At 59.0% G+C, this 20,170-nt stretch carries 19 protein-coding genes; 12 read left to right on the forward strand and 7 right to left on the reverse strand.

Going from position 1 to position 20,170, the window contains the following annotated elements; all coding sequences use genetic code 11:
• Positions 1 to 141: nitronate monooxygenase (locus tag TX88_RS33125; protein ID WP_209447024.1), on the reverse strand; the 141-nt coding region annotated here is incomplete at its 3' end.
• Positions 142 to 373: 232 nt separating this feature from the next.
• On the opposite strand from TX88_RS33125, the gene TX88_RS04105 reads away from it, so the two are divergent.
• The 3 genes from TX88_RS04105 to TX88_RS34895 all read left to right on the forward strand — a co-directional run bounded on the left by TX88_RS04105 (position 374) and on the right by TX88_RS34895 (position 3,053).
• Positions 374 to 1,138 (forward strand): enoyl-CoA hydratase/isomerase family protein, encoded by a 765-nt coding sequence (locus TX88_RS04105; RefSeq protein WP_044519065.1) that lies wholly within the window; start codon positions 374 to 376, stop codon positions 1,136 to 1,138.
• 182 nt (positions 1,139 to 1,320) lie between these two features.
• Entirely contained in the window at positions 1,321 to 2,070 is a 750-nt protein-coding gene (locus TX88_RS04110) for an enoyl-CoA hydratase (protein WP_044519066.1), read from the forward strand.
• A gap of 806 nt (positions 2,071 to 2,876) precedes the next feature.
• Complete coding sequence (locus tag TX88_RS34895) at positions 2,877 to 3,053, forward strand: ATP-binding protein (RefSeq protein ID WP_244438343.1); 177 nt, start codon at positions 2,877 to 2,879, stop codon at positions 3,051 to 3,053.
• A gap of 210 nt (positions 3,054 to 3,263) precedes the next feature.
• Here TX88_RS34895 and TX88_RS32690 read toward each other — a convergent pair whose 3' ends face one another.
• Both TX88_RS32690 and TX88_RS32695 read right to left on the reverse strand, forming a co-directional pair.
• Positions 3,264 to 3,881, reverse strand: a complete 618-nt coding sequence (locus TX88_RS32690; RefSeq protein WP_084621788.1) for a class I adenylate-forming enzyme family protein — start codon at positions 3,879 to 3,881, stop codon at positions 3,264 to 3,266.
• Positions 3,811 to 4,878: an AMP-binding protein gene (locus TX88_RS32695; protein ID WP_084621789.1), complete on the reverse strand. Its 1,068-nt coding sequence runs from the start codon at positions 4,876 to 4,878 to the stop codon at positions 3,811 to 3,813. Before TX88_RS32695 ends, TX88_RS32690 begins: the two co-directional genes overlap by 71 nt.
• A 375-nt stretch (positions 4,879 to 5,253) precedes the next feature.
• On the opposite strand from TX88_RS32695, the gene TX88_RS04125 reads away from it, so the two are divergent.
• From TX88_RS04125 to TX88_RS04150, 6 genes are all read left to right on the forward strand, one after another.
• Positions 5,254 to 6,360 carry an LLM class flavin-dependent oxidoreductase gene (locus tag TX88_RS04125; RefSeq protein WP_044514888.1) on the forward strand — a complete coding sequence of 369 codons (1,107 nt, stop codon included), beginning with the start codon at positions 5,254 to 5,256 and terminating at the stop codon, positions 6,358 to 6,360.
• Between the two features lie 243 nt (positions 6,361 to 6,603).
• A complete protein-coding gene (locus tag TX88_RS04130) occupies positions 6,604 to 7,467 on the forward strand; it encodes a class II fructose-bisphosphate aldolase (RefSeq protein ID WP_044514890.1) in 864 nt (287 codons plus the stop codon).
• Positions 7,467 to 8,261, forward strand: coding sequence for an HAD-IA family hydrolase (locus TX88_RS04135; protein WP_044514891.1), 795 nt, complete (start codon positions 7,467 to 7,469; stop codon positions 8,259 to 8,261). Before TX88_RS04130 ends, TX88_RS04135 begins: the two co-directional genes overlap by 1 nt.
• Before the next feature lie 25 nt (positions 8,262 to 8,286).
• The gene (gene dhaL, locus TX88_RS04140) at positions 8,287 to 8,955 is read left to right on the forward strand and encodes a dihydroxyacetone kinase subunit DhaL (protein ID WP_044514892.1); all 669 of its coding nucleotides are present in this window, start codon (positions 8,287 to 8,289) and stop codon (positions 8,953 to 8,955) included.
• Positions 8,956 to 8,967: 12 nt separating this feature from the next.
• A complete protein-coding gene (locus TX88_RS04145; RefSeq protein ID WP_044514893.1) occupies positions 8,968 to 9,963 on the forward strand; it encodes a dihydroxyacetone kinase subunit DhaK in 996 nt (331 codons plus the stop codon).
• A 52-nt stretch (positions 9,964 to 10,015) separates the two neighbouring features.
• Positions 10,016 to 11,335, forward strand: coding sequence for a transaldolase family protein (locus tag TX88_RS04150; protein WP_049924830.1), 1,320 nt, complete (start codon positions 10,016 to 10,018; stop codon positions 11,333 to 11,335).
• 531 nt (positions 11,336 to 11,866) lie between these two features.
• Here TX88_RS04150 and TX88_RS33135 read toward each other — a convergent pair.
• On the reverse strand, positions 11,867 to 12,256 hold the full coding sequence (locus TX88_RS33135) for a cupin domain-containing protein (protein ID WP_084621790.1): 390 nt from the start codon (positions 12,254 to 12,256) through the stop codon (positions 11,867 to 11,869).
• A 208-nt stretch (positions 12,257 to 12,464) separates the two neighbouring features.
• Between TX88_RS33135 and TX88_RS04155 the strand changes: the two genes are divergently transcribed.
• Entirely contained in the window at positions 12,465 to 13,325 is an 861-nt protein-coding gene (locus TX88_RS04155) for a mycofactocin-coupled SDR family oxidoreductase (RefSeq protein WP_044519068.1), read from the forward strand.
• A gap of 294 nt (positions 13,326 to 13,619) precedes the next feature.
• On the forward strand, positions 13,620 to 14,447 hold the full coding sequence (locus TX88_RS04160; RefSeq protein ID WP_044514896.1) for an SDR family NAD(P)-dependent oxidoreductase: 828 nt from the start codon (positions 13,620 to 13,622) through the stop codon (positions 14,445 to 14,447).
• 318 nt (positions 14,448 to 14,765) lie between these two features.
• Here the strand turns inward: TX88_RS04160 and TX88_RS04165 are convergent, their stop codons facing one another.
• Positions 14,766 to 15,686: a helix-turn-helix transcriptional regulator gene (locus tag TX88_RS04165; protein ID WP_044514898.1), complete on the reverse strand. Its 921-nt coding sequence runs from the start codon at positions 15,684 to 15,686 to the stop codon at positions 14,766 to 14,768.
• Between the two features lie 99 nt (positions 15,687 to 15,785).
• Between TX88_RS04165 and TX88_RS32700 the strand changes: the two genes are divergently transcribed.
• Positions 15,786 to 16,448: an SDR family NAD(P)-dependent oxidoreductase gene (locus tag TX88_RS32700; protein WP_162563076.1), complete on the forward strand. Its 663-nt coding sequence runs from the start codon at positions 15,786 to 15,788 to the stop codon at positions 16,446 to 16,448.
• Positions 16,449 to 17,052: 604 nt separating this feature from the next.
• On the opposite strand, the gene TX88_RS04180 is transcribed toward TX88_RS32700, so the two are convergent.
• Both TX88_RS04180 and TX88_RS33140 read right to left on the reverse strand, forming a co-directional pair.
• Entirely contained in the window at positions 17,053 to 18,528 is a 1,476-nt protein-coding gene (locus tag TX88_RS04180; RefSeq protein WP_209446949.1) for an APC family permease, read from the reverse strand.
• Between the two features lie 390 nt (positions 18,529 to 18,918).
• Positions 18,919 to 19,941, reverse strand: a complete 1,023-nt coding sequence (locus tag TX88_RS33140; protein WP_084621792.1) for a helix-turn-helix transcriptional regulator — start codon at positions 19,939 to 19,941, stop codon at positions 18,919 to 18,921.
• Positions 19,942 to 20,170: the final 229 nt, after the last annotated feature.

The following is a 20,170-nucleotide window of genomic DNA, read 5'->3' on the forward strand; positions in this document are numbered from 1 at the left end:
AGTGAGTGCGGTGATGAAACCCAACGCACCCGCGTTCGCCACGGCCGCAACGAGTTCGGCGCGGCCGACCCACTGCATGCCACCCTGCACGATGGGATGCTCGATCCCGAACGTCTCGGTGAACTTCGTCATCAGACTCATGATTGATTGCCCATTTCGTAGAAAAGTACTGCGAATTAGGCTCTTTCATGTAAGCCGTACCGCCTTAGGCTACCGCTGCCATGCGCCGGAATACCTGTGCCAGATCAGGTGAACGGTCTGGTATCCAAGTCGCGGTGGCACATAACCTTGACTGTGACACACACGGGCGCAGTACTTCTCGAAACAAGTCGAGTGGCTGAGCCCATGGTACCTGCGAGCTCGGAGTGTGACTATGCAAGCTGTCAAACTGGTAAGCAACTACGTCGAAGTGACTACTACTGCAGGTATCGCAGTAGTGCGACTCAATCGTCCCGAAAGTCTTAATGCGCTCAACGATGATATGAGGCGGGACATTGCTGAGTCATTCCGGCATTACGGGAACGATCGGAGCATCCGCGGCATTGTTCTGACGGGCACAGGGCGCGCGTTCTCGTCCGGTGCCGATTTGTACGCGCTTTCCTCCGCGCCTGACAGCATCATTGAAGAAACTGAGTCTTTCCATGACATGACGCGAGCTGCTTTAAGCACTTCTGTTCCTGTGGTTGCGGCGATCAACGGGATCGCAGTGGGTGGCGCCGCGGAGCTGACGCTATGCCTGGATGCCCGGATCGGTTCGCCGACTGCAGAATACTACTTTCCGGAGAACCATCGCGGGTTGGTCATCTCGAATGCCTCAAGCTATCTGCTTCGGCGGCTTGTCGGAAGCAAAGTGATCGACGTCATCCTCTCGTCGCGACGCATGGCGGCCGAAGAAGCATTGCGTCTGGGACTGCTGGATGAGGTCGTGGATCAAGATCCGGTCGCCGCCGCGACAAGACTGATCGAGCGTTGGACTCCCGAAGGATCTGCGGTGCGTCAGCATTTGGACTTGTTGAGGCCGTCGCTTGACACGGCGGAGAAGGCTTTCCAACGAGAATCCGCCGCAGTCAGAGATGCCCACGACGCTGGACTTTCGGCCGTCGGACTGTCCAAGTTTGCAGCACGGACTCGCTGCTGACACCTTTTGGCGATTGCGTAGTGCGACTCGAGTTCAGGACGCGCTGATGCATAGATACCGTGCATTTGAACAGAATTGGCGTGCAAAGGCACGGCTAAGACTCATCGAGCCGGAACGTCGATGAGCGCGTGTGTGGCGATGTTCCGGAGCTGAATTCTATTTGGGTAGGTGGAATGATGACCATGGCCGATGACATCCTGCGCGTAGAGTCGCGCGGCGGCGTGCTGATACTGACGCTGAATCGACCCGAGGCGCGGAATGCGTTGTCTCAGCGCCTTCGTGACGCACTGGTAGTCGCGCTCACGGAAGCAGACGATGCCAGGGACGTGAGCGCTGTGGTGATCACCGGAGCGGACCCCGCTTTCTGCGCGGGGTTGGACCTTAAGGAAATATCAGACACGTTGCCGGATCTCACGTCTCGATGGCCCGAGATGACGAAGCCGGTGATCGGCGCAGTTAACGGCGCGGCGATCACGGGCGGTCTGGAACTTGCACTGTACTGCGACATTCTTATCGCCTCTGACAGAGCCTCATTCGCTGACACACATACTCGGGTCGGCTTGCTGCCTACGTGGGGAATGACCGTCCGACTACCTCAGAAAGTCGGCGTGGGGATGGCTCGGCGTATGAGCATGACTGGTAGCCATCTCTCGGCCCACGATGCACTACGTGCCGGGCTGGTCACTGAAGTCGTCGAGCACGGTGCCCTTATGTCGGTAGCTGAACAATTGGCATCATCGATTGCCGCTAACAATCAGCCCGCGGTGCGCGCGTTGTTGAAGAGCTACCGTGCGATCGACCAACTGCAGACAGGCGCGGGGCTATGGATTGAAGCACGCGCCGCGCAGCGCTGGATTGCTGGCACTAGTAGCGCCTCGATCGCGGCCGGCCGGGACTCTGCCTTTCGCCATAGTCGGGCGCAACAACACTGACGAACAAGACGGCGCGTGTCTCGCCGGACGCGCAGGCAGTAGGTCAACATACGTTGATTATTTGGCGGCACGGCCCTTCGTCGTGCTGGCAGTAGTTCGACCGACTTGCTTCTAGCCTTCAGCAGCGACACTCTTTGGCCACGCCCGCAACGTCCGGTTAAATCCGTCGGGATAGGGAGTTCGGCCCCATATACGTGATTGAACTGACTGCCGCTCGCTTCATTTCGGTAGAAGCCAGATCATAGCTGAGGCCCGATCAAGTGCGTCGGTTGCTACGCCCAAGCTTTCAATGCCACCGCGCATCCGCGACTCTATCGCTAGGTTGGCATCGCTAGGTTGGCCGAGCAGGCCCGCGAGGGCGGCTGGAGTCGCGAAAAGTATCTGGCTGCGGTGCTCTCGCATGAAGTCACCGTCAGTGAAGCCCCCCCCGGAGAGCGATCCATGTGCCCTTGGGCGGGTTGCCGGATTGGAAATCGTTGGACCACTGTGACTTCGACCATCAAACCGCACTGAACCGCGCCGTGATCGCCCATTCTAGGAGCCGGCGTTCTGATTTTCGGCCACCAGGTACCGGTAAACACACCTCGTGATCGGCCTGGCCATCAACGTCGTCCAGGTTGGATACCGCATTGGACTGGCTCGCCTGAATCAAAGCAGTCACAACGTCGGCCGGCTTCCCCACAGAGTTGACTAAGTTGCGTCCGGATCGGACTGCTTCTTGACGAAGTCGGCTGCATCCCGTTCGAACAGGGCGTCGCCTACGCTGTTCTTCCAACTGGTCTTCCAGCCGCAAAGAAAGCGGCTCGTTGATCCTAACTTCAAACCTGCCGCTTGCACGCAGGGGAGACGTCTTCGGCGACCAAGTAGTGGCCGGAACCAAGATCGACCGCATCGGGCACCATGCCGATGTCCTTGCCCTCAAAGGTTCCGGCTACCCACTCAAAGACACGCGAATCGACACAATGCTCTCCGACGGTGTGTAGAAAACACGGCTCGATAACCACGACCACGTGGCCTGCTGTCTAACTCCCACCGGGCCAGGTTTGGATCGTCGTCAACACGAAACATGCTCGTGCGGTTCATGCACGAAGATCGTCAACCCAGGTCGCGAGGCGCGTCCAGGCACGAAGCCGTGCCACACATCGTCAAGATCCGGAAGATGCCGGCGTAGCCACGTACTGCGTCGAGTCGTCCTAGTGGCGACGAGACCGCGGATCGTACTCATACGACCCGGAACGATGATTTGACTTGATGGCAAGCAGTTTCCGCTTCTCGACACGCTGGGATGGAGTCATGGGAAATGCATCGCAGAACTCTATGAGCGTTGGCACCTTGAATGCGGCTAGCTGGGAATGGGCGTGGTCGAGAATACTTCGCGCAACTTCCTCTGAGCGGGTGTGCCCAGCGTTGGCAATCACGAACGCTTTAGGAATCTCACCATAGATGTCGTCGGGTATCCCGACTACCGCAACAGACAACACCGCCGGGTGAGTACTGATCACCGCTTCTACTTCGCCAGCGGCGATGTTCTCACCGCCCCGCCGAATCATGTCTTTGATCCGACCATCGTGATGGACGTAGCCAGCGCTATCGAAGTACCCGCGATCACCACTGTGATACCGACCTCGGTCGAGGACCTTCTCGGTAGCTTCTGGATGATTCCAGTAGCCCAGCATCATCGGCTTTCCCTCTACGACGATCTCACCTGTGACGGCTTTGTCCGCGGGGTGACCGAATTCGTCAACGACGGAAACCTTTTTTGCCGGCGGGCGGTCGCCCGAGCGCCCCGCTGCCAACAGTGTCGGTGTCATCTATTCCCGCGATCAGATCGACACCGGTCTCGGTCGACCCATAGACTTCTCGCCATGGCGTGGACCAACGCTGCTCTAACTGACGGTGGAGATCCTTCGGGATAGCCGAACAAAGCACTACACGCATTCGATTCTCGTTGTCAGAGGTCGTCGCTGGTTGCTTATACAGCAAGACTGGCATGGCCCCGAGGACGTAAGTGACTGTAGCGGCGTTCGCGCGGATCGCTGGCCAGAAACCTGAGGCCGAGAATCTCTCAAGTACGACGTGCGGTGTACCAGACAGCACGCACATGGTCGTCATCCATTGCTGATCTACGTACGACCAGGCCTGAGCCATGATGGAGACATCGTTGCGGTCTACGCCAGCGGATTCGCCCACGACTGCTCCGGTGCGTAGCCAGAAGTCGTGTGTCAGCATGCATGCTTTGGGGAACCCCGTCGTCCCCGATGTGTATTGCAGATTAGCGAGGTCGTCGCGTTTGGCTTTCGGCAGGTCGCCCAACGCTGTCACATCCAACCCTTCGGCAGCAGCCAGAGCCGCAGCTACGTCAACTACCTGACAGTTGGGTGCTGACGCCGATACCGCGTCCTCGACAAGCCCGATCCGCTCTTTCGACGTGAGCACCAAGCGAGCGCCCGAATCCTTGAGCACGTGGCCGATGTCGGAATGGCGGTAACGCGGATTGACGGGAACGACGCAGGCCCTGTTCCGCAGGATGGCATACCAACTCAGCGGCCAAGCTGGGACGTTGTCCAGCATTACAGCAACACGGTCGCCGGGCTCAACCCCATGAGCTCGTAACCAATGCGCTAGTTGAGAACTACGCTCCTGAGTCTCGCTGAAGCTCAGGCTGATACCGAGGTGGGGAAACCGTAGGTACTCCCGATGTGAATGTGCCAACGAAGCACGGTCTAGGGCGTCGGGCACGCTGAGCACCTCGCTCGCGGCTCTTGTCCACGACAGCTCAATGCCGGCGTTTACTGCGTCGGTTTCCACGGCTCAACTTCCATTTCGGAGAATCTGCGCAAGGTCAGACGGCGCCTGACCAGCAGATGGTGGCATGCCCCTCGGTCAGAACATTGTTGTCGGGCGCCACCGCGCTGAACTGGTGCGCCAACCGTCGTCGGATACGTTGCTGTACACCGCCGCATGGACCCACCACTGGACTACGGCCGTGTAGGAAGCGCGGGCACGGCGAGCAGCCGAAACTGCCAGCAATCTTCAGCTTTCTGAGTCGATCACGCCGCCCCGTTAGATCGACGAACGAACTGGCGTCTCCGTTCACGACGATGGCGCCGGTGATCAATCCGGCTGGCCCCCGGAACAAGTTGCATTGCAACGCATCAAAGGAAACTGTGACGGAGGTCAACTATGAAGTTCGGGATTCTGAACGTTCCGTACGGCTTGGATTATGCAGCAGGACGTGAGACCGTGCGCGATGTAATCGAATGGGATCTGCAGATTGCAAAGTGGTCCGACCAATACGGTTTAGATGAGCTCTATTTCGCCGAGCATTACACACTGGGCAATGAGACGTGTCCGGCGCCCGATTTGATGATCGCTGCAGCATCCCAAGTAGCACCCCGAATCAAGCTCGGTGCGCTCGGCCATCTGCTGCCCTACCACAATCCAGTAGCTCTGGCGCATCGGATGATGTGGCTTGACCACATGACCGGTGGCCGATATGTGGCCGGCCTAGCGCCCGGCGCGTTCCCGAGCGACGCGCAACTGTTCGGCACCGGCAAGAACAATCCCGAGATGCTGATTGAGGCAATCGACATCATCAAGTCGATCCTGACGAAACCCGGCCCGTGGCGGATTGAAGGCAAGTACTGGACCGCAGACATGCCGGCCTATGCCGACGAGCTTCACGGCCCACATCTCCGACCGCTGCAGCAGCCTCATCCTGAGTTCCTGATGACCGGAATGCAGCCCGAATCGCCGACACTGACGCAGGCAGGGCGAAACGGGTTCAGCCCGGTGAGTCAAGAAGTTTGTGTCGAGGCCCTTTTGAAGCACTGGGAAACCTACAGTGCTGCAGCCGAAACAGCCGGACACCGAGCGGATCGGAATGCATGGAGGATCGTGAGGGACTACTGGGTCGCCGACACGGACGAACAGGCCCGCGCCGCCGTCTTGGACGGTCCGATGGGGCAGACGTGGAGAGAACACAACTTGCCAACATTCAAGCGCCTCAATATCGCCCGGCTACTCGGAGGATCTGAAATCTCAGCGGACGACATCACGTTCGAGTGGATGGTCGACAACTTCTTCATCGTGGGTTCACCTGACACCGTGGCTGAGAAGATCCGCCGACTCTACGAGGAGGTCGGTGGGTTCGGAACGCTGTTGATGGCCGCGCATGGTCGAGGGACGAACCCAGATGCCTACCGCAGAAGCATCGAGCTCATAGGAACCGAAGTCGCTCCCCGCGTAGCTGACCTACAACCGGAGCCGCTTGAGGCGCTGGCGCCCTAGGAGAGCCGCTCGACGCGATCAGGTGCTCAAGGCTCCCCGGCAGCATCCGCCAGTCAGGCTAATGGGTTGGTGCCCTGGGGAAATGCCCGATCGTCGCATTGCCGGTGCTCTCGATCGGACGGCACACCATGGCTTGCAGTGTCGGCGCCCCGGATAGTCGCGACAGTCGTTGATCCGGGGCGTCCACTGCGCCACAGGCGAATTGCCAAAGCGTCTCGGCTTCAGATCAAGGAGGTTGAATATATGGGGATAGTTGCGCTGAGGGACATCCTTAGACCAGCGCTCGAGAATCGGTATGGGGTCCCCGCCGTCAACATCGTGAACAGCGACACAATGCATGCGGTGTTGGCTGCGGCGAGTGCTGAGGCGTCGCCAATTATCGTGCAGACGTCGGTGAAAACTGTCCGCACTCTTGGCCCAGAGGTGATCTACGCAAACTGGACAGCCATGACCCGGGGTATCGGGGTACCTGCAGCTCTGCATCTCGACCATTGCCCGGACCGGGATGTGATCAGCGAGTGTCTCCGAACAGGTTGGAACAGTGTGCTTTTCGACGCATCAGCGATGTCTGTTGTTGACAACCTCGCTCAAACGATCGAGGTTGTGCGGGAGGCGCGATCGTATGGCGCAGACGTAGAGGGCGAGATCGAATCAATCACCGGCGTCGAAGACGGGATTGGTAGCGATGAACCCAGTGAGCGACAGAGTTTGGAAGTTTGCCTGGACTTCATCGCCCGCTCTGGTGTGGACGTATTCGCCCCAGCGATCGGCAATGCGCATGGCCATTACGCCGCCAGCCCCAAACTTGACTATCAACGAGTTCGCGACATCGTCGACTCCACTGGGCTTCCTGTAGCTCTGCATGGTGGAACCGGTCTATCAGACCAGCAATTCTCTGAACTCGTCTCGGGAGGTTGCGCCAAGGTCAACATCTCGACGGCACTCAAGCGGGCCTACATGCATTCGGCACTCGACTACTTGCAAACGGCTCAATCAGAAAACAGATGGGAACCATTGCATTTGATGAAGCGCACAGGCGAGGCAGTCGAGCACATGGTCGTCGAACACATGCGGATCCTCGGTAGCTCGGGGCGGGCGAACCCCTGATGCGGGCGCTCATCTTCGACTGTGACGGCGTGCTTGCTGACACCGAGAAGGACGGCCATCGTGTTGCTTTCAATCAAGCATTCCGTGACTTAGGTATCCCTGTGCAGTGGTCGGTAAACGACTACGGGCCTTTGTTGGCTGTCGGCGGCGGCAAGGAACGGCTGCGTGCATTCCTTACCCCGGATCGCCTTGCACAATTGGGGATTTCGAGCGATCAGAGTCAGCTTGGTGTGCTCGTGCACAATCTTCACCAACGCAAGTCAAGTGCGTACCAGGACTTGATCCGGTCCGGTGCGATCGCAGCACGGCCGGGGGTAGCCCGATTGGCGCACGAGGCACTGTCTACCGGATGGGCGGTGGCCATTGCGTCAACTTCAGCCGTCGGGTCGGTTCAAGCGGTGTCACGTCACGTCTTCGGTCGGGGTCTCGCCGAGCAGATCCCGATACTGGCCGGCGACGTTGTGGCGAGGAAGAAGCCCGCTCCGGACATTTACCTCATCGCGGCTGCCAAGCTGGCGGTTCAACCGTCGGACTGTATCGCGATCGAGGACTCACCAGTGGGTTGTGCGGCAGCAGTATCGGCCGCGATGACATGCGTGATTACTGAGAGCGAGTACACAGCGGGGGCGAACTTCTCGAATGCCGCACTAGTCATCCGCGACCTCGGTGAACCCGGTGACCCGGAGCCTCCCAAAGTGATTCAGAATCCTCATGGGCTGACCCTTCGGGGACCCGTTTCTCTCAGTGACCTTCGGTGGCTCGCTGACGCAAGACTTCTGGATACAAGGCAATAGCGGATCGGCAGAAGATGGGACTTCAATGAGCACAGCAGGTTCAGTCGGCATTGCGGAAGTGGTTGTCCGTGCAATCGCGGACACAGCCATCGAAAATGAAGAGTATTTCTGCGATCTCGACGCAGTGGCAGGAGATGGCGATTTCGGCTACTCACTTGCCCGTGGATTCGAGGTAGTTGTCGCGGAGTGGGACGCGATCGATCGGACGAGCGTCGCCGCCTTTCTGAGGCGCGTTTCGGTCATCATTACAAGCCGGACTGGCGGCACGTCAGGGCCGATCTGGGGCACTGGATTCCTCCGTGCTGCAGCATCTTTAGATCAGAATAGCGCCGACGACGCTAACTGCACCGTAGTCGCCCTTCGCGCGGCTGTGCTCGGGATCATGGCGCGTGGCAACGCAGATCTGGGTGATAAGACGCTGCTCGATGCTTTGGTACCCGCGATCGACGTGTTTGAAGAGCGCGTTGAGTCGGGCGACAGTCCCCGTGACGCAGCGTTTGCCGCCGCCGCAGCTGCGCGGATTGCGGCTGACGGCACAAAGAACCTGGTAGCCAAACGTGGTCGCGCTAGTTACACAGGCTCTCGCAGCCTCGGAGCTCCTGATCCAGGCGCCGTAGCCATCGCCGCGATGGTTGACGCGATCGCCGGGCGCCTATGGAACTCCGATCCGACTTCCACCGCAACGAGGACATGAAAAGGAGCCACCGTGAAGAGGTTTATCAATGATCCGAAATCCTTTGTCGGAGAGATGCTAGAAGGGCTGGCACTGTCCAACCCAGGGACGCTTCAGTACGACCCCAGCTGCAACCTGATCGCCCGTGCCGACGCGCCGCGCCCGGGAAAGGTTAGCTTGCTGCAGGGATCTGGATCCGGCCACGAGCCGGCACACGTAATGGCTGTTGGCCTCGGCATGCTTGACGGCGCTTGTCCGGGGGACGTGTTCGCGGCGCCTCCAGTGGATTATGTGTTGGAAGCGACCCGCCGACTCGCGAGTAACGCTGGCGTGGTGTACGTCGTCAACAACTATACGGGCGACCGCATGGCATTTGAAATGGCAGCGGAACTAGCGGCGGCGGAAGGCATTCGTGTTCGCACTGTATTGGTAGACGACGATGTGGCTGTACAAGATTCGACGTTCACTGTAGGTCGCAGGGGCGTCGCGGGAAATTTCTTCGTCATCAAGACAATGGGTGCGGCAGCTGAATCCGGAGCAGGTATCGATGAGGTTGCCGAAATTGGTGAGCGAACGAACCGTGTGACGCGCAGCATGGGTGTTGCGTTGACCTCCTGCACGCCGCCGGCCAAGGGCGCGCCGCTGTTCGACCTCGGCAGCGACGAGGTCGAGATGGGAGTGGGCATCCACGGTGAACGCGGACGTAAGCGTGCGAAGATCTCGTCGGCAGAGGCGATCGTCGAAGAATTGCTGGATGCGATTGTCGCCGACCTGCCATTCAAACGTTCGGATCGTGTCGCTCTGATGGTGAATGGCCTGGGAGCCACTCCGATCAGCGAGCTGTACCTGTTATATGGGCTCGCGCACAAACAACTTCAGCACCGCGGTATTGACCCGACTCGCAGCTATGTCGGGGAGTACTGCACGTCCTTGGACATGGCTGGTGCATCGCTAACCCTGGTGCAGCTTGACGATGAACTCGACCGGCTACTCGATGCGCCCGCTGCGGTGCCGCTGCGCGTCTTCTGAGGGATCTCGTCCCAGTCTCACATCACGTACTAGAGGAATTGGAACAAGCACCGTGCAAGAGTTCACAAACACCGCCGCGGCACTATCTGCCCAGGAATCGATGGCCCCATCTGAAGAGCACAGATTCCTGGCGGAAACCGACCAGCAGCGATACGTCGACCACCTTGCGTTTGAGCAAGCGCGGCTACGTCACGACCAGCGAGTACACGTTACGCGCGCCTTCCGGGAAATCATCGACACATTCCGACCACCACGCGGCCAAACGCCCCCCGGATTCCGTTTGGACTGGCATCACGATGATACGGGCATTGCGACAGTAGATCTCGTTCGGGACATCGCGTACGACAGTAATAGTCGGCGCCGGCCCACTCCGCTCTTGTTCTCGGTCGACAGCGTCAACCCCAGCGAGATCGCCCCCTGGTCGCGGCTTGTAGCCAATCTCACGTGTAATCCGGGCATCGTATATGACCTTTTTCTGAACGACCCAGAGAAGAACGTCGGAAATCAGTTCGGCACGATCGATGAAGTCCTGCGAGAGATTGGTCGGATTCTGGGGCCGGGGTGTGACATCTCCGTCGAACTGCACAATCCCTACGAGACAAACTTCAACGCCATACTCGACGAGGTGCTGCGCTACGAATCGATCCTTGGCAAGCATCGATTAGTGGTGAAGGTGCCACACACTGGTCCCATAGGACCAGGAAACTGGAACGCACTGCTGAGCGGTGATGGCCGATTCCCGATCCGCTATGACAATGGCCATCCCGAGGACTACCTGAGGGGCCACAATCTGGCGCTCGAGCTCGAATCACGAGGCTACCGCGTCAATTTCACTCTCATGTTCGAGCCGCATCAGACCCCATTGGCGCTTCAGGCGCGCCCCTATTTCGTCAACGCGTTCCTGCGTAACAGGCTCAACGCAACGCGGAAACTTAAAGGCTTGCTGGCGGCCTGGGAAGCGTCGGCCGATCGAAGCTTCCTCGTGCAGATGCGAGATTGGTTTATTTCCAACGATTTTCTTGCGGAAGCTGACGCTGATATGGACCTGCTTACTGTGTTGATGAGTGCCAAGACGCACTTGCGCAACCGAACCGACGGCCATCCTGAGGATGGGCTAGACGCGGCCAGGCAATCACTTCGATGGTTGGCAGCTTCGAACCTCACAGACACCCGGTTGATCTTGTGCTCAATGGAAGGGGATGAGATGTTCCCCGACATCTGCAATATGCTGGTCGAGCCAGAGTTCGTGTTGCTGCAGGATCGTGTGCTGATCACAACGGATCCGGTCTATCTCTCGCGCTGGACCAGCTCCCCTCAGGTCATCAGCTATCAACGTAGATTCATGCGCGCAGCGTCGACCGCTGCGAACTGAGACGGTGCACGCCGGGTGAGCAATCGGCCCCTAGAGCGCGGATGCGCAGAGAATGTGCGTCTTTGGAGCCCAACTGAGTCGCCAGAGGCGATGCGCAGCTAGGGTGCTGCGGCGATGAGTGGCGGCGTTTGGATAGCTCATTCCCGGTACCCGTCTGCGTGCGGGTGACGCCAGACTCGTCTATCTTGTGGTACGACATTGATGAAAATTGGCAGGAAGCAATGGCCATCTGGCGCGCTATTTGAAACGCGCTATTGAAATCGCCTGCCGGTCGAGCTGACCACCCGTCGCTTGGATCCCAGCGGGGACGAAGCTGGGCGTGTGTTAGCGCGTGCAGACGGAAGTCCCGGCTGATCGCCGATGCCACGTGTAGAAGCGACCGCCGGGTCTCCGCGGATTGCATTTCTTACCAAGTGATTACAGTCGGTTCGGCACGGCAATGTCCCATGGTCGTGCCATGGAACTTTGTCGAACGTGCAACCACGTTGTCGATGCGCCAGCCGGCGGGCATCGACAACGTGGTTGCTGTGGCTACGGAAACCAGACCACGAACTCTTTGTAGTACTCATCAACCTGCCACAGCGACTCCGACCCCTTTTCTACATTGATGAGATCGCCGGATCGGAGAGTCACCGATTCGCCATTATCGAAGGTCACCTGGGCCTTCCCTTCGAGCACGACCATTGCAACATTGCGCGGTGGGGCGAAATTGAGTTCGCAGGGACCGCATGACCAGATGCCAGCCCACGGCTCACCATCGGCCAGCTTCGTTAGCACGGTGTCGAGCAAGGGAGATAGTGCGGTATCGGGATCACCCTTGGTGATGGCTTTGCTGTGGTGCCGTTGGGTGGGGTGGAAGTCGCGTGGGAGAACTCGGGCTCCCTTGGAGGGAGTCAAGGGGCTTGATTTGTCTGCGGTCACGGAATTGCTCCATTCCTCGGAATTTGAACGGAATTTTGAGCTGGAGAGCCAGCCCCATCTACGTTATCGGGCGCTGGCGCTGCAGTGTAGATGTCCGAATGTCGTTGGCGTTGTGATTCTTCCGGTTGACGCGGTTGATCAATTCGACATTTGAATAGACACAGATACTTGTGCTGGTTCAAAAATGTGATTTGAGGAGGCAGTGTTCATGGGTCGAGTTAGCGGAAAAGTCGCGTTCATTACCGGCGTTGCGCGTGGCCAGGGCCGGTCGCATGCTGTGCGGTTGGCCGAAGAGGGCGCAGACATCATCGGTGTTGATATTTGCGAGCAGATCGATACAGTCCCCTACCCGCTGGCGTCGACGGAAGACCTTGAGGAAACCGTTCGCCTGGTCGAGAAGACTGGACGCCGTATGGTAGCGATTCAAGCAGATGTTCGTGACACCACTGCCTTGGAGGCGGCGGTAATGAACGGAGTGGGGCAGCTGGGTCGGCTAGATATCGTTGTTGCAAATGCATGCAACATCAACGGATTTGGCCCGGCGTGGACCCTCACTGAGCAACAGTGGGACGACATGCTGGCTGTGGGGCTGACTGGGGTGTGGAAGACGATTAAGGCAACCGTTCCAACTCTGTTGACGCAGAACGAGGGTGGATCTGTCATTCTCATCAGTTCGACTGCGGGTATTGCTGCCGAGGTTAACGTCGCACACTACGTGGCTGCAAAGAGCGGCGTTAGCGGTCTGATGCGCGCCCTTTCGGCCGAGTTGGCACCCCACTCCATTCGCGTTAATTCGGTGCACCCCACGAACGTTCGGACGCCCATGCTAGAGAACGATGCGATTGCTGAGCTGTTTTCGGGCGGACGTGAAGGTGCGCGCTTTTCGGATCCTGATGTCACTAAAGCCTTCAAAGATCTTTCATCCATGCCAGTTCCATATGTCGAGTCCGTAGATGTGAGCAACGCGGTTCTCTACCTGGCTTCAGACGAGGCTAGGTATGTCACTGGCGCAATGCAGATTGTTGATCTAGGCGCCCTCTCGGTGTACAAGATTCCGCATCAGAGCTGAGCCACACACCCCCGCACTAGCGAGAGTAGAGACATCGGCTCGGGTTGCCTGGGTGGCGTCGGGTTGTCATCCAGGTGGTGAGTGGGGCCCCTTAGCGTTCGGCGATTCGATCAAGTTCTCCTGAGGATGACGCTCGTGCACGTTTCGGCCCGAGGCAGCGGCCTCCCCGCCGGCCGAGGCTCCGTGCACGTGTGGTTCTGGCAGTGCCACATAACCTGCTGACTGTGGCCATCGCCGGTTGCATCATCGACGTAGCAACCAAAACCAAGCCCGAACAGACAGGACACCATCATCATGAAGACTTGGTTCATTACCGGCGCGTCCCGCGGATTCGGCATGCTCGTCGCCGAAGAGGCGCTCAGGCGTGGGGACCAGGTGGTCGCCACCGCTCGTAAACCCGAAACGATCGCCAATCGTCTGTCGGAGAAGAATCGGCTACTCACCGTGGCCCTGGACGTCACCGACGAATCCAGCATCAGTGCGGCCATTGCCGAGGCTACCGAAAGGTTTGGTGGCATCGACGTGTTGCTCAATAACGCCGGCCACGGCATCGTCGGTGCGGTCGAGGAGATCTGCGATATCGATGCCCGAGCAGTGTTCGAGGTCAACGTCTTCGGCCTGCTCGGAGTGACCCGAGCGGTGCTGCCGGTGATGCGCGCACAACGCGCGGGAAGATTGCTCCACCTCAGTTCGGTGGCTGGACAGACAGGTGGACCAGGATGGGGGGTCTACGCGGCCACCAAGCACGCCGTCGAGGCACTAAACGAATCGCTGCGCGCCGAATTGGGTCCGCTGGGCATCTACTCGACAGCGATCGAGCCTGGAGCATTCCGCACCGACTTCCTAGACTCCAGCAGCCTGATGACCTCGCCGACGGTCATTCACGATTACGAGACCTCGGCCGGGACCCGCAAGTGGTCGATCGACTCGAACCACGCTCAGGTCGGGGACCCAGTCAAGGCGGCCAGCATCATCGTCGACATTGCGCATCTCGACGTGCCGCCCGTGCGACTAGCATTGGGGTCGGATTGCTTCGCGAGGTTCGAGAAGAAGTTTGAACAGCTCAGCAGCGATCTGCAGGCATGGAAGGACACGACGTTGTCGACCGACTATGTCGACTGATTTCGTCGAAAGGCTTCGCCCTACTGAGCCGCCCTAATTGACGAGATGGCGGGCGCCGTAGCCCCATCGGTTCGTTGTGGCTCCACGCCGTGGAACATTCCTTACAACCGCCATCGGCGATCTGGGGCGTGGTTTTGATTCGCAATCGCCTGTACAGGGCACGGTGCTTGCCCCAGAGAGGACCGGAAAGTACTGCGCGCTGGGCGAGATCGGTTACGCCATGGACGATTTACCGTGGCCGATGTAATCGGAGGACGCCGAGATGGAATTGAACCTCAGCGATGCAAGCGACGGTCAACTCGCGACTGTGACGGTGGATCAGGCGGGGTGGTTGGTTGATTCGATGAACGGCGCGGACTGTATTCCCTGTGTGACGGTAGCTGGGGTGTCAGCGGGTTCGGCGGTGGCTTCAGCGTCCCAGCTGGCTAGTAGTCGAAGTTGCTCGTCGGCGGGAGATCCGACCGGTGCGGTATATATCACCAGCACCTGTTCGTCCTCGCCGGCAACCGCGCTGAATGCATCGTAGTTCAGCGCGATCTCGCCGACTACGGTGTTTCTGATTCGCTTGACGCCGGTGGAGCGCTGGTACACGCGCCGGTCCGACCACCACCGGGAGAACTCAGGAGAGCCGATGTTGAGTTCGCCGACTAATTGAACCAGGTCGGGGTCGGTGGGGAATTTAGCCGCCGACCTCTGAAGTGTGTCAACAATCTCGCGGGCGACTCGTTCCCACTCCGGATACACCTCTTGGGCTCGCGGGTCGAGAAACGTCCAGCGTGCAATGTTCTGGATCGGAGTGATGTTGCTAAGGTCGCGAAAGAGGTTGCGCCACATGATGTTAGCGCCTAGTACGTTCATGCGCATGTCCCGTACGCAGGCTGGGAGGCAGACCATTCCATCGAGGGCCAGTTGTACCGACGGCCGAACCCTCCGAGGATTGGGCGGTGCAGCATTTTCCTTTGCCGGGTGGGCCAGGGTGTGGAGATGACTGCGCTCCAGCGGTTCTAGCCTCAGGGCGTTGGCCACTGAATCGAGGACCTGGTCGGACACGTTGCGGGCACGTCCCTGTTCAAGACGCGTGTAGTAGTCGACGCTGACGCCGGCCAGGCGGGCGACCTCGTCACGACGCAAACCACGCACCCGGCGGCCTTCTGCGTTCCACGCTAGCCCGACGTCGGGCGGAGTCAGGGCCTCGCGCCGTGCGCGAAGGAACTGATGTAGCCGCCTGTTGGCCTCCATTTACCCAGTATGTCTCGGGTTGAGCTGAATTGTCAGCGCCCTGTGTGGTTCCGGCGGTGCCACTCAACCTCTGGGCGGGCTCGCCGTAGCTGTGATGCGATGAGCAAAGTCTACGCCGCACCGGTGATCGGAACGACGTCTAGCAAACACTCGGAAAGGGGCGTCGTGAAGACTTGGTTGATCAATGGAGCATCCAGCGGAATAGGCCGCCGTATTGCCATCGAGGCACTCGACCGCGGCGATGACGTCATCGCCTTGGGTTCCACGGCCGACGAGATTGTGGAAGCAGTGGGTGCTGGTCCGCATCTGGCGGCGTACGGCGTCGACGTGACCGATGCCTGCGCCGCCGCTGACGCGGTGGCCGCGGGCGTCGCACGGTTCGGCTGCATCGACGTCGTTGTCAACGATGTGGCTCAGCCTGATTCGGGCGCCGAGGATTCCACCGCGATCTTTGGTCGTCAGTTGTTGGGCCCGGTCAACGTCATCGAAGCTGTCGTTCCATTGCTCACCGCGCAAGGGTCGGGCCGCATCGTGAATGTGACGCAGACTGCGTGGGGCACCGATGTAGATGGCTGCGCGGTGTGTGCCTCTGCTCGCGCGGGGTTGACGGAGTACGGGAAGCACCGTGCCGCGGACTTGCGATCGACGGGTGTGTCGGTGGTGACTGTCGAGTCGCCTTCTGTACCGCTGGGCTTTCTAGACGGCAGTATGCGGCTCGTAAAGATCGGCCCGGTGGCCACGTACCGTGCTGTCCCGGTGTGATCATGTATGAGGCCGGCGTGTCAAGACGGACCCAGCCGGAACGCTGTGGACCGTCACGAGATCGTGGTCGTCGCAATGGACGTCGGAGCAGTTGTCCGTAGACCCGAATCCTCCGGCGCAAGACGGAAGGAATACGCACCTGGTTGGCGTAACCCGACGCGGTGATCGTAAGTCCGCTCTTGCCATCCAGTCGCAATCTATGACGCAACGGATCGATTCGATCAAAGGATGCCCCACGTGTACTACCTCCAATGTGTCTCGCGACAAACATCGCCAGGTGCGCCGTGTCGTGGCAAAGTCGGAAGCTAGCCTATTGGCACCTCCCGGGACCGGAGCCCTCACAACTATCGGACATCAACGTGGGACAACTTGTTGTGGACATCATGCGAGTCGGCCTGGGCGGGGGGGACGTAGAGGGCGCGCGGCCGGGCCTGGAACTTGTGATCGCGCAGTAACCGTCGTCGGTGTGGCTTCGCGACGACGGTGGAGCGCCATATTGGCTTTACGACGGTCAGCTCTATTTGAAACCGAGGGGTGGAAATATGAACATCGATCATTGTCTGAATTCCACGCGTCGAGGTCGGTCCTGTCGTGCGTTGGACGGTCACTGACGACCGATCCGCTGATAGACATGGGGACGCTTCCGCTTCAGCAGCAGCGCAACAGCTACTCCACTCAGTCCAGTCGCGAATACACCACCCATCGTGATGTACGCCAGTTCAGAAGATGATCCCAGTAGAAGCTTGAAGTTGGTAGTGGTTAGCCAGAGCACGCCACAGAGGCCAATCCCCGCCAACGCCGGTGCGATCGTTCGATGCCAAGCTGTCACTCCAGGGAGGGTCTGGCGTCGCAGCCAACAAAAGACGGCGACAGTGGTGAGGAGTAACAAGAGAATGAACGAGTAGCCGTAGACACCGGACAGTTGAGCGTAAAGAACAAGCGGATTGGCGTTGAAGAGGATGAACGGTGCCAGCCCGACCACTGTCGCGATCGACACCGCAACCGATGAACGGTGCGGCGAACCGTGACGTCCGTGAACGTTGGCGAGGCGTCGCGGCAAGATCCCGTCGACGCTCAAATTGTAGACGTATCGTGACGCGATGTTGTGGCTCGCTAGGATGCCAGCGAAGACGCTCGTATTGACGAGGATCGACACGACCAGCTGCGCCCAGCGTCCGACAAACTGGCCAATCGTGTCAGAGACCACGCCAGTTGGATTGGCAGCTGCAGCGGCGACGGCATGGCTGGGGCCTAGGGCCTGAATGATTACCCATGCCGAGATCGCGAATAGAACAGTAACCGTGATGATGAAGATATTGGTTGCACGCGGAATCGTTCGATCAGGGTCCTTCACTTCTTCGCGGTAGATCGCCGTCGCTTCGAAGCCGCCGAAATTCATAATCGCGAACAGAAGGGCCAGTCCGATCGAACCGGACATTGCCATCTGTGGGGTGAACGAATTGAATGACAAGCCTTCCGCTCCGCCTTTCGCGGTGACGCAACCGGCATAGATTCCGGCAATGACGATTTCGCCAGCCAAAAGATATGTAAGAACGCGGGCGGACAGGTCGAGCTTCAAATATCCAAATGTGGCGGTGATCGTCACCCAAACCGACATCCAAACCCACCAGGGTATGTGCGGCCCATGCAACGTGCCACTCACTAACTGCTGCATCAGCAGACCGCTGTAAGCGGTAGCTCCCAGGAGGATAAAGTAGTAGCTAGCCAATGCAAGAAAGGAAGCCGCCAAGCCTGCTGGTTTTCCTAACCCGGCCGTGACGAAGGCATAGAACCCCCCAGGATTTTGCAAGTGATGGGCCATTCGGGTGAAACCCGCAGCAAAAACCCAGATGAGTATTCCGCAGGCGATATACGCCATCGGGGCGCCTAACCCATTGCCCATTCCTATTACGACCGTGATATAGCCTACGATGATTGCAAGCGGGCCGTTGAAGGCCAAAACGGTGAATAGCAGCTGGAACATCCCCATGCACCGTCTGAGTGCTGGTTGGCCGGCTTGTGGCGTTGACGATTGCGGTGGCTTGCCGCTATCGGATGCTGATTCCAGTGTGGTGCTCAATGCATCTCCTTGCTAGCCGCGCCGTAGGCGAACCTGCGGTGTGATTGCGTTATCGTTTGAGAGCGCCTAGTTGCACCGCCCGGATCGGGCGCGAGCCGCGTTGGGGGATGGTGTGAGCAAGGACACTTCCTCAAAGTCTGTCCCAACGTGTCACTTGAAGGCATGTGCCATCGTGCCGTCACTTTGTCTTTCAGCGCCAAGAGTGAACAGGCCTTTCGGCCCGCTTTGGGCCAGGCGAGCTGGGAGGCTGAGCGATGGCAACCGGGTACCGCTGCTGCGGGGCGGACTACGCGGGACCGAACCACTGAACTCCAGACGGTCGGCGTCGCCGCGTAGCGATGGTGGCGTCTATTTGGGGCTGCCTGGGTCGTTGAGACCCCGGGCGGCGTTCTAGCTCGCAGTAAGTTGACTGTCGCGATACTCGCTCGGAGTCTGCTGATAATATTTCTTGAATTCGCGACAAAAATGGCTCGCGTCTGCATAACGCCACCGCATTGCTGTCGCTTGAACAGATTCGCCGCCTCGGAGCAGATCCTGCCGGGCGCGGTCGACACGTTTGCGGCGGACAAGCGACCCAAAAGAATCGTCTGTCGCCGAAAAGAGTCGGTGCAAGGACCTTACAGAGATTCCATGCGCAGCCGCTGCGTCTGAAGGAGATAGGTCGCCTACGACCAGGTTCGTCTCGACCCAACGTTCGATGTTGGTCCTCATTGCGTCACTGACCGCCGCGTTGGTGGAGTTGCTTGCCGCAGAAGTCGTACCAGCCAACAGCTCGAGGAACGCGTTCCGGATCGACGCGGCGGCAGTGGGCGTCAACGGTTCGGATCCGGAGCAGACAGAGCTCGCGAGCCCACGGATTATCTTCAATACAGAGGCGTTCTCCGGAGCGCCAAAACCTGATCCCAAAAGTTCCCGTATTGCGGTTGTGCGCAGGACGCTTCGGGGCATAAAAATATAACACGCCCCGCCTTCTCCTGTGTTCGTGAAGTCTCGGATTTGGGCCACATCCCATATGAAACATCCCGGCGGAATATTGATAGTGTGGCCGTCGCGAAATGTTACGTGCTCGTTTAGATCAGGAAAACCGAAGCCGATGTACTCCGACGAGGGGCTATTGGAGTTAAAGCGGCCGCCAAAGCCATTTGTTCTAAACTGAACGAACAAAAGATCGTCGACCCAGCGGCGTTGAAGGGCACCCTTAAATCCATCCAGCGTAGTTGTGGGCCAGAATTTGTCCCCAACCAGTGAGTTCGCAAACTCGCACTGCCATTGATCAAACTCATCGGTATGGGTCGGAGACTTGACCGAAAACTTTTCGACAACTGAGAGGGCCATGTTCATCTCGCTTGTTCTACGTTCAACATCCAGTGTAACCGCGCCCTTGAGCCCGACCAACGCTTCTGACGTGGGCATTCAGGCATGTTTGTGCAGCCGATGGGTAGTCGGGCGACCTTGTAGAGGCCGATTGCCCACCGTCGGTCGTTCGACAATGCCAATGCGCGGATGGCTTGAATAGGATCTGCGTGACAGCGTGCAGGTATCTGCGTGCCCGGCCGAGCGGGGCTTGGATGGGCCCTACTGGTCGCACACGAGGAGGCCCCATGGTGGGCGGTTTGGTGACAGACGAAAGTCGACTGCCGAG

The sequence above is a fragment of the Mycolicibacterium septicum DSM 44393 genome, assembly GCF_000455325.1.
GTDB classification, from domain to species: Bacteria; Actinomycetota; Actinomycetes; order Mycobacteriales; family Mycobacteriaceae; genus Mycobacterium; species Mycobacterium septicum.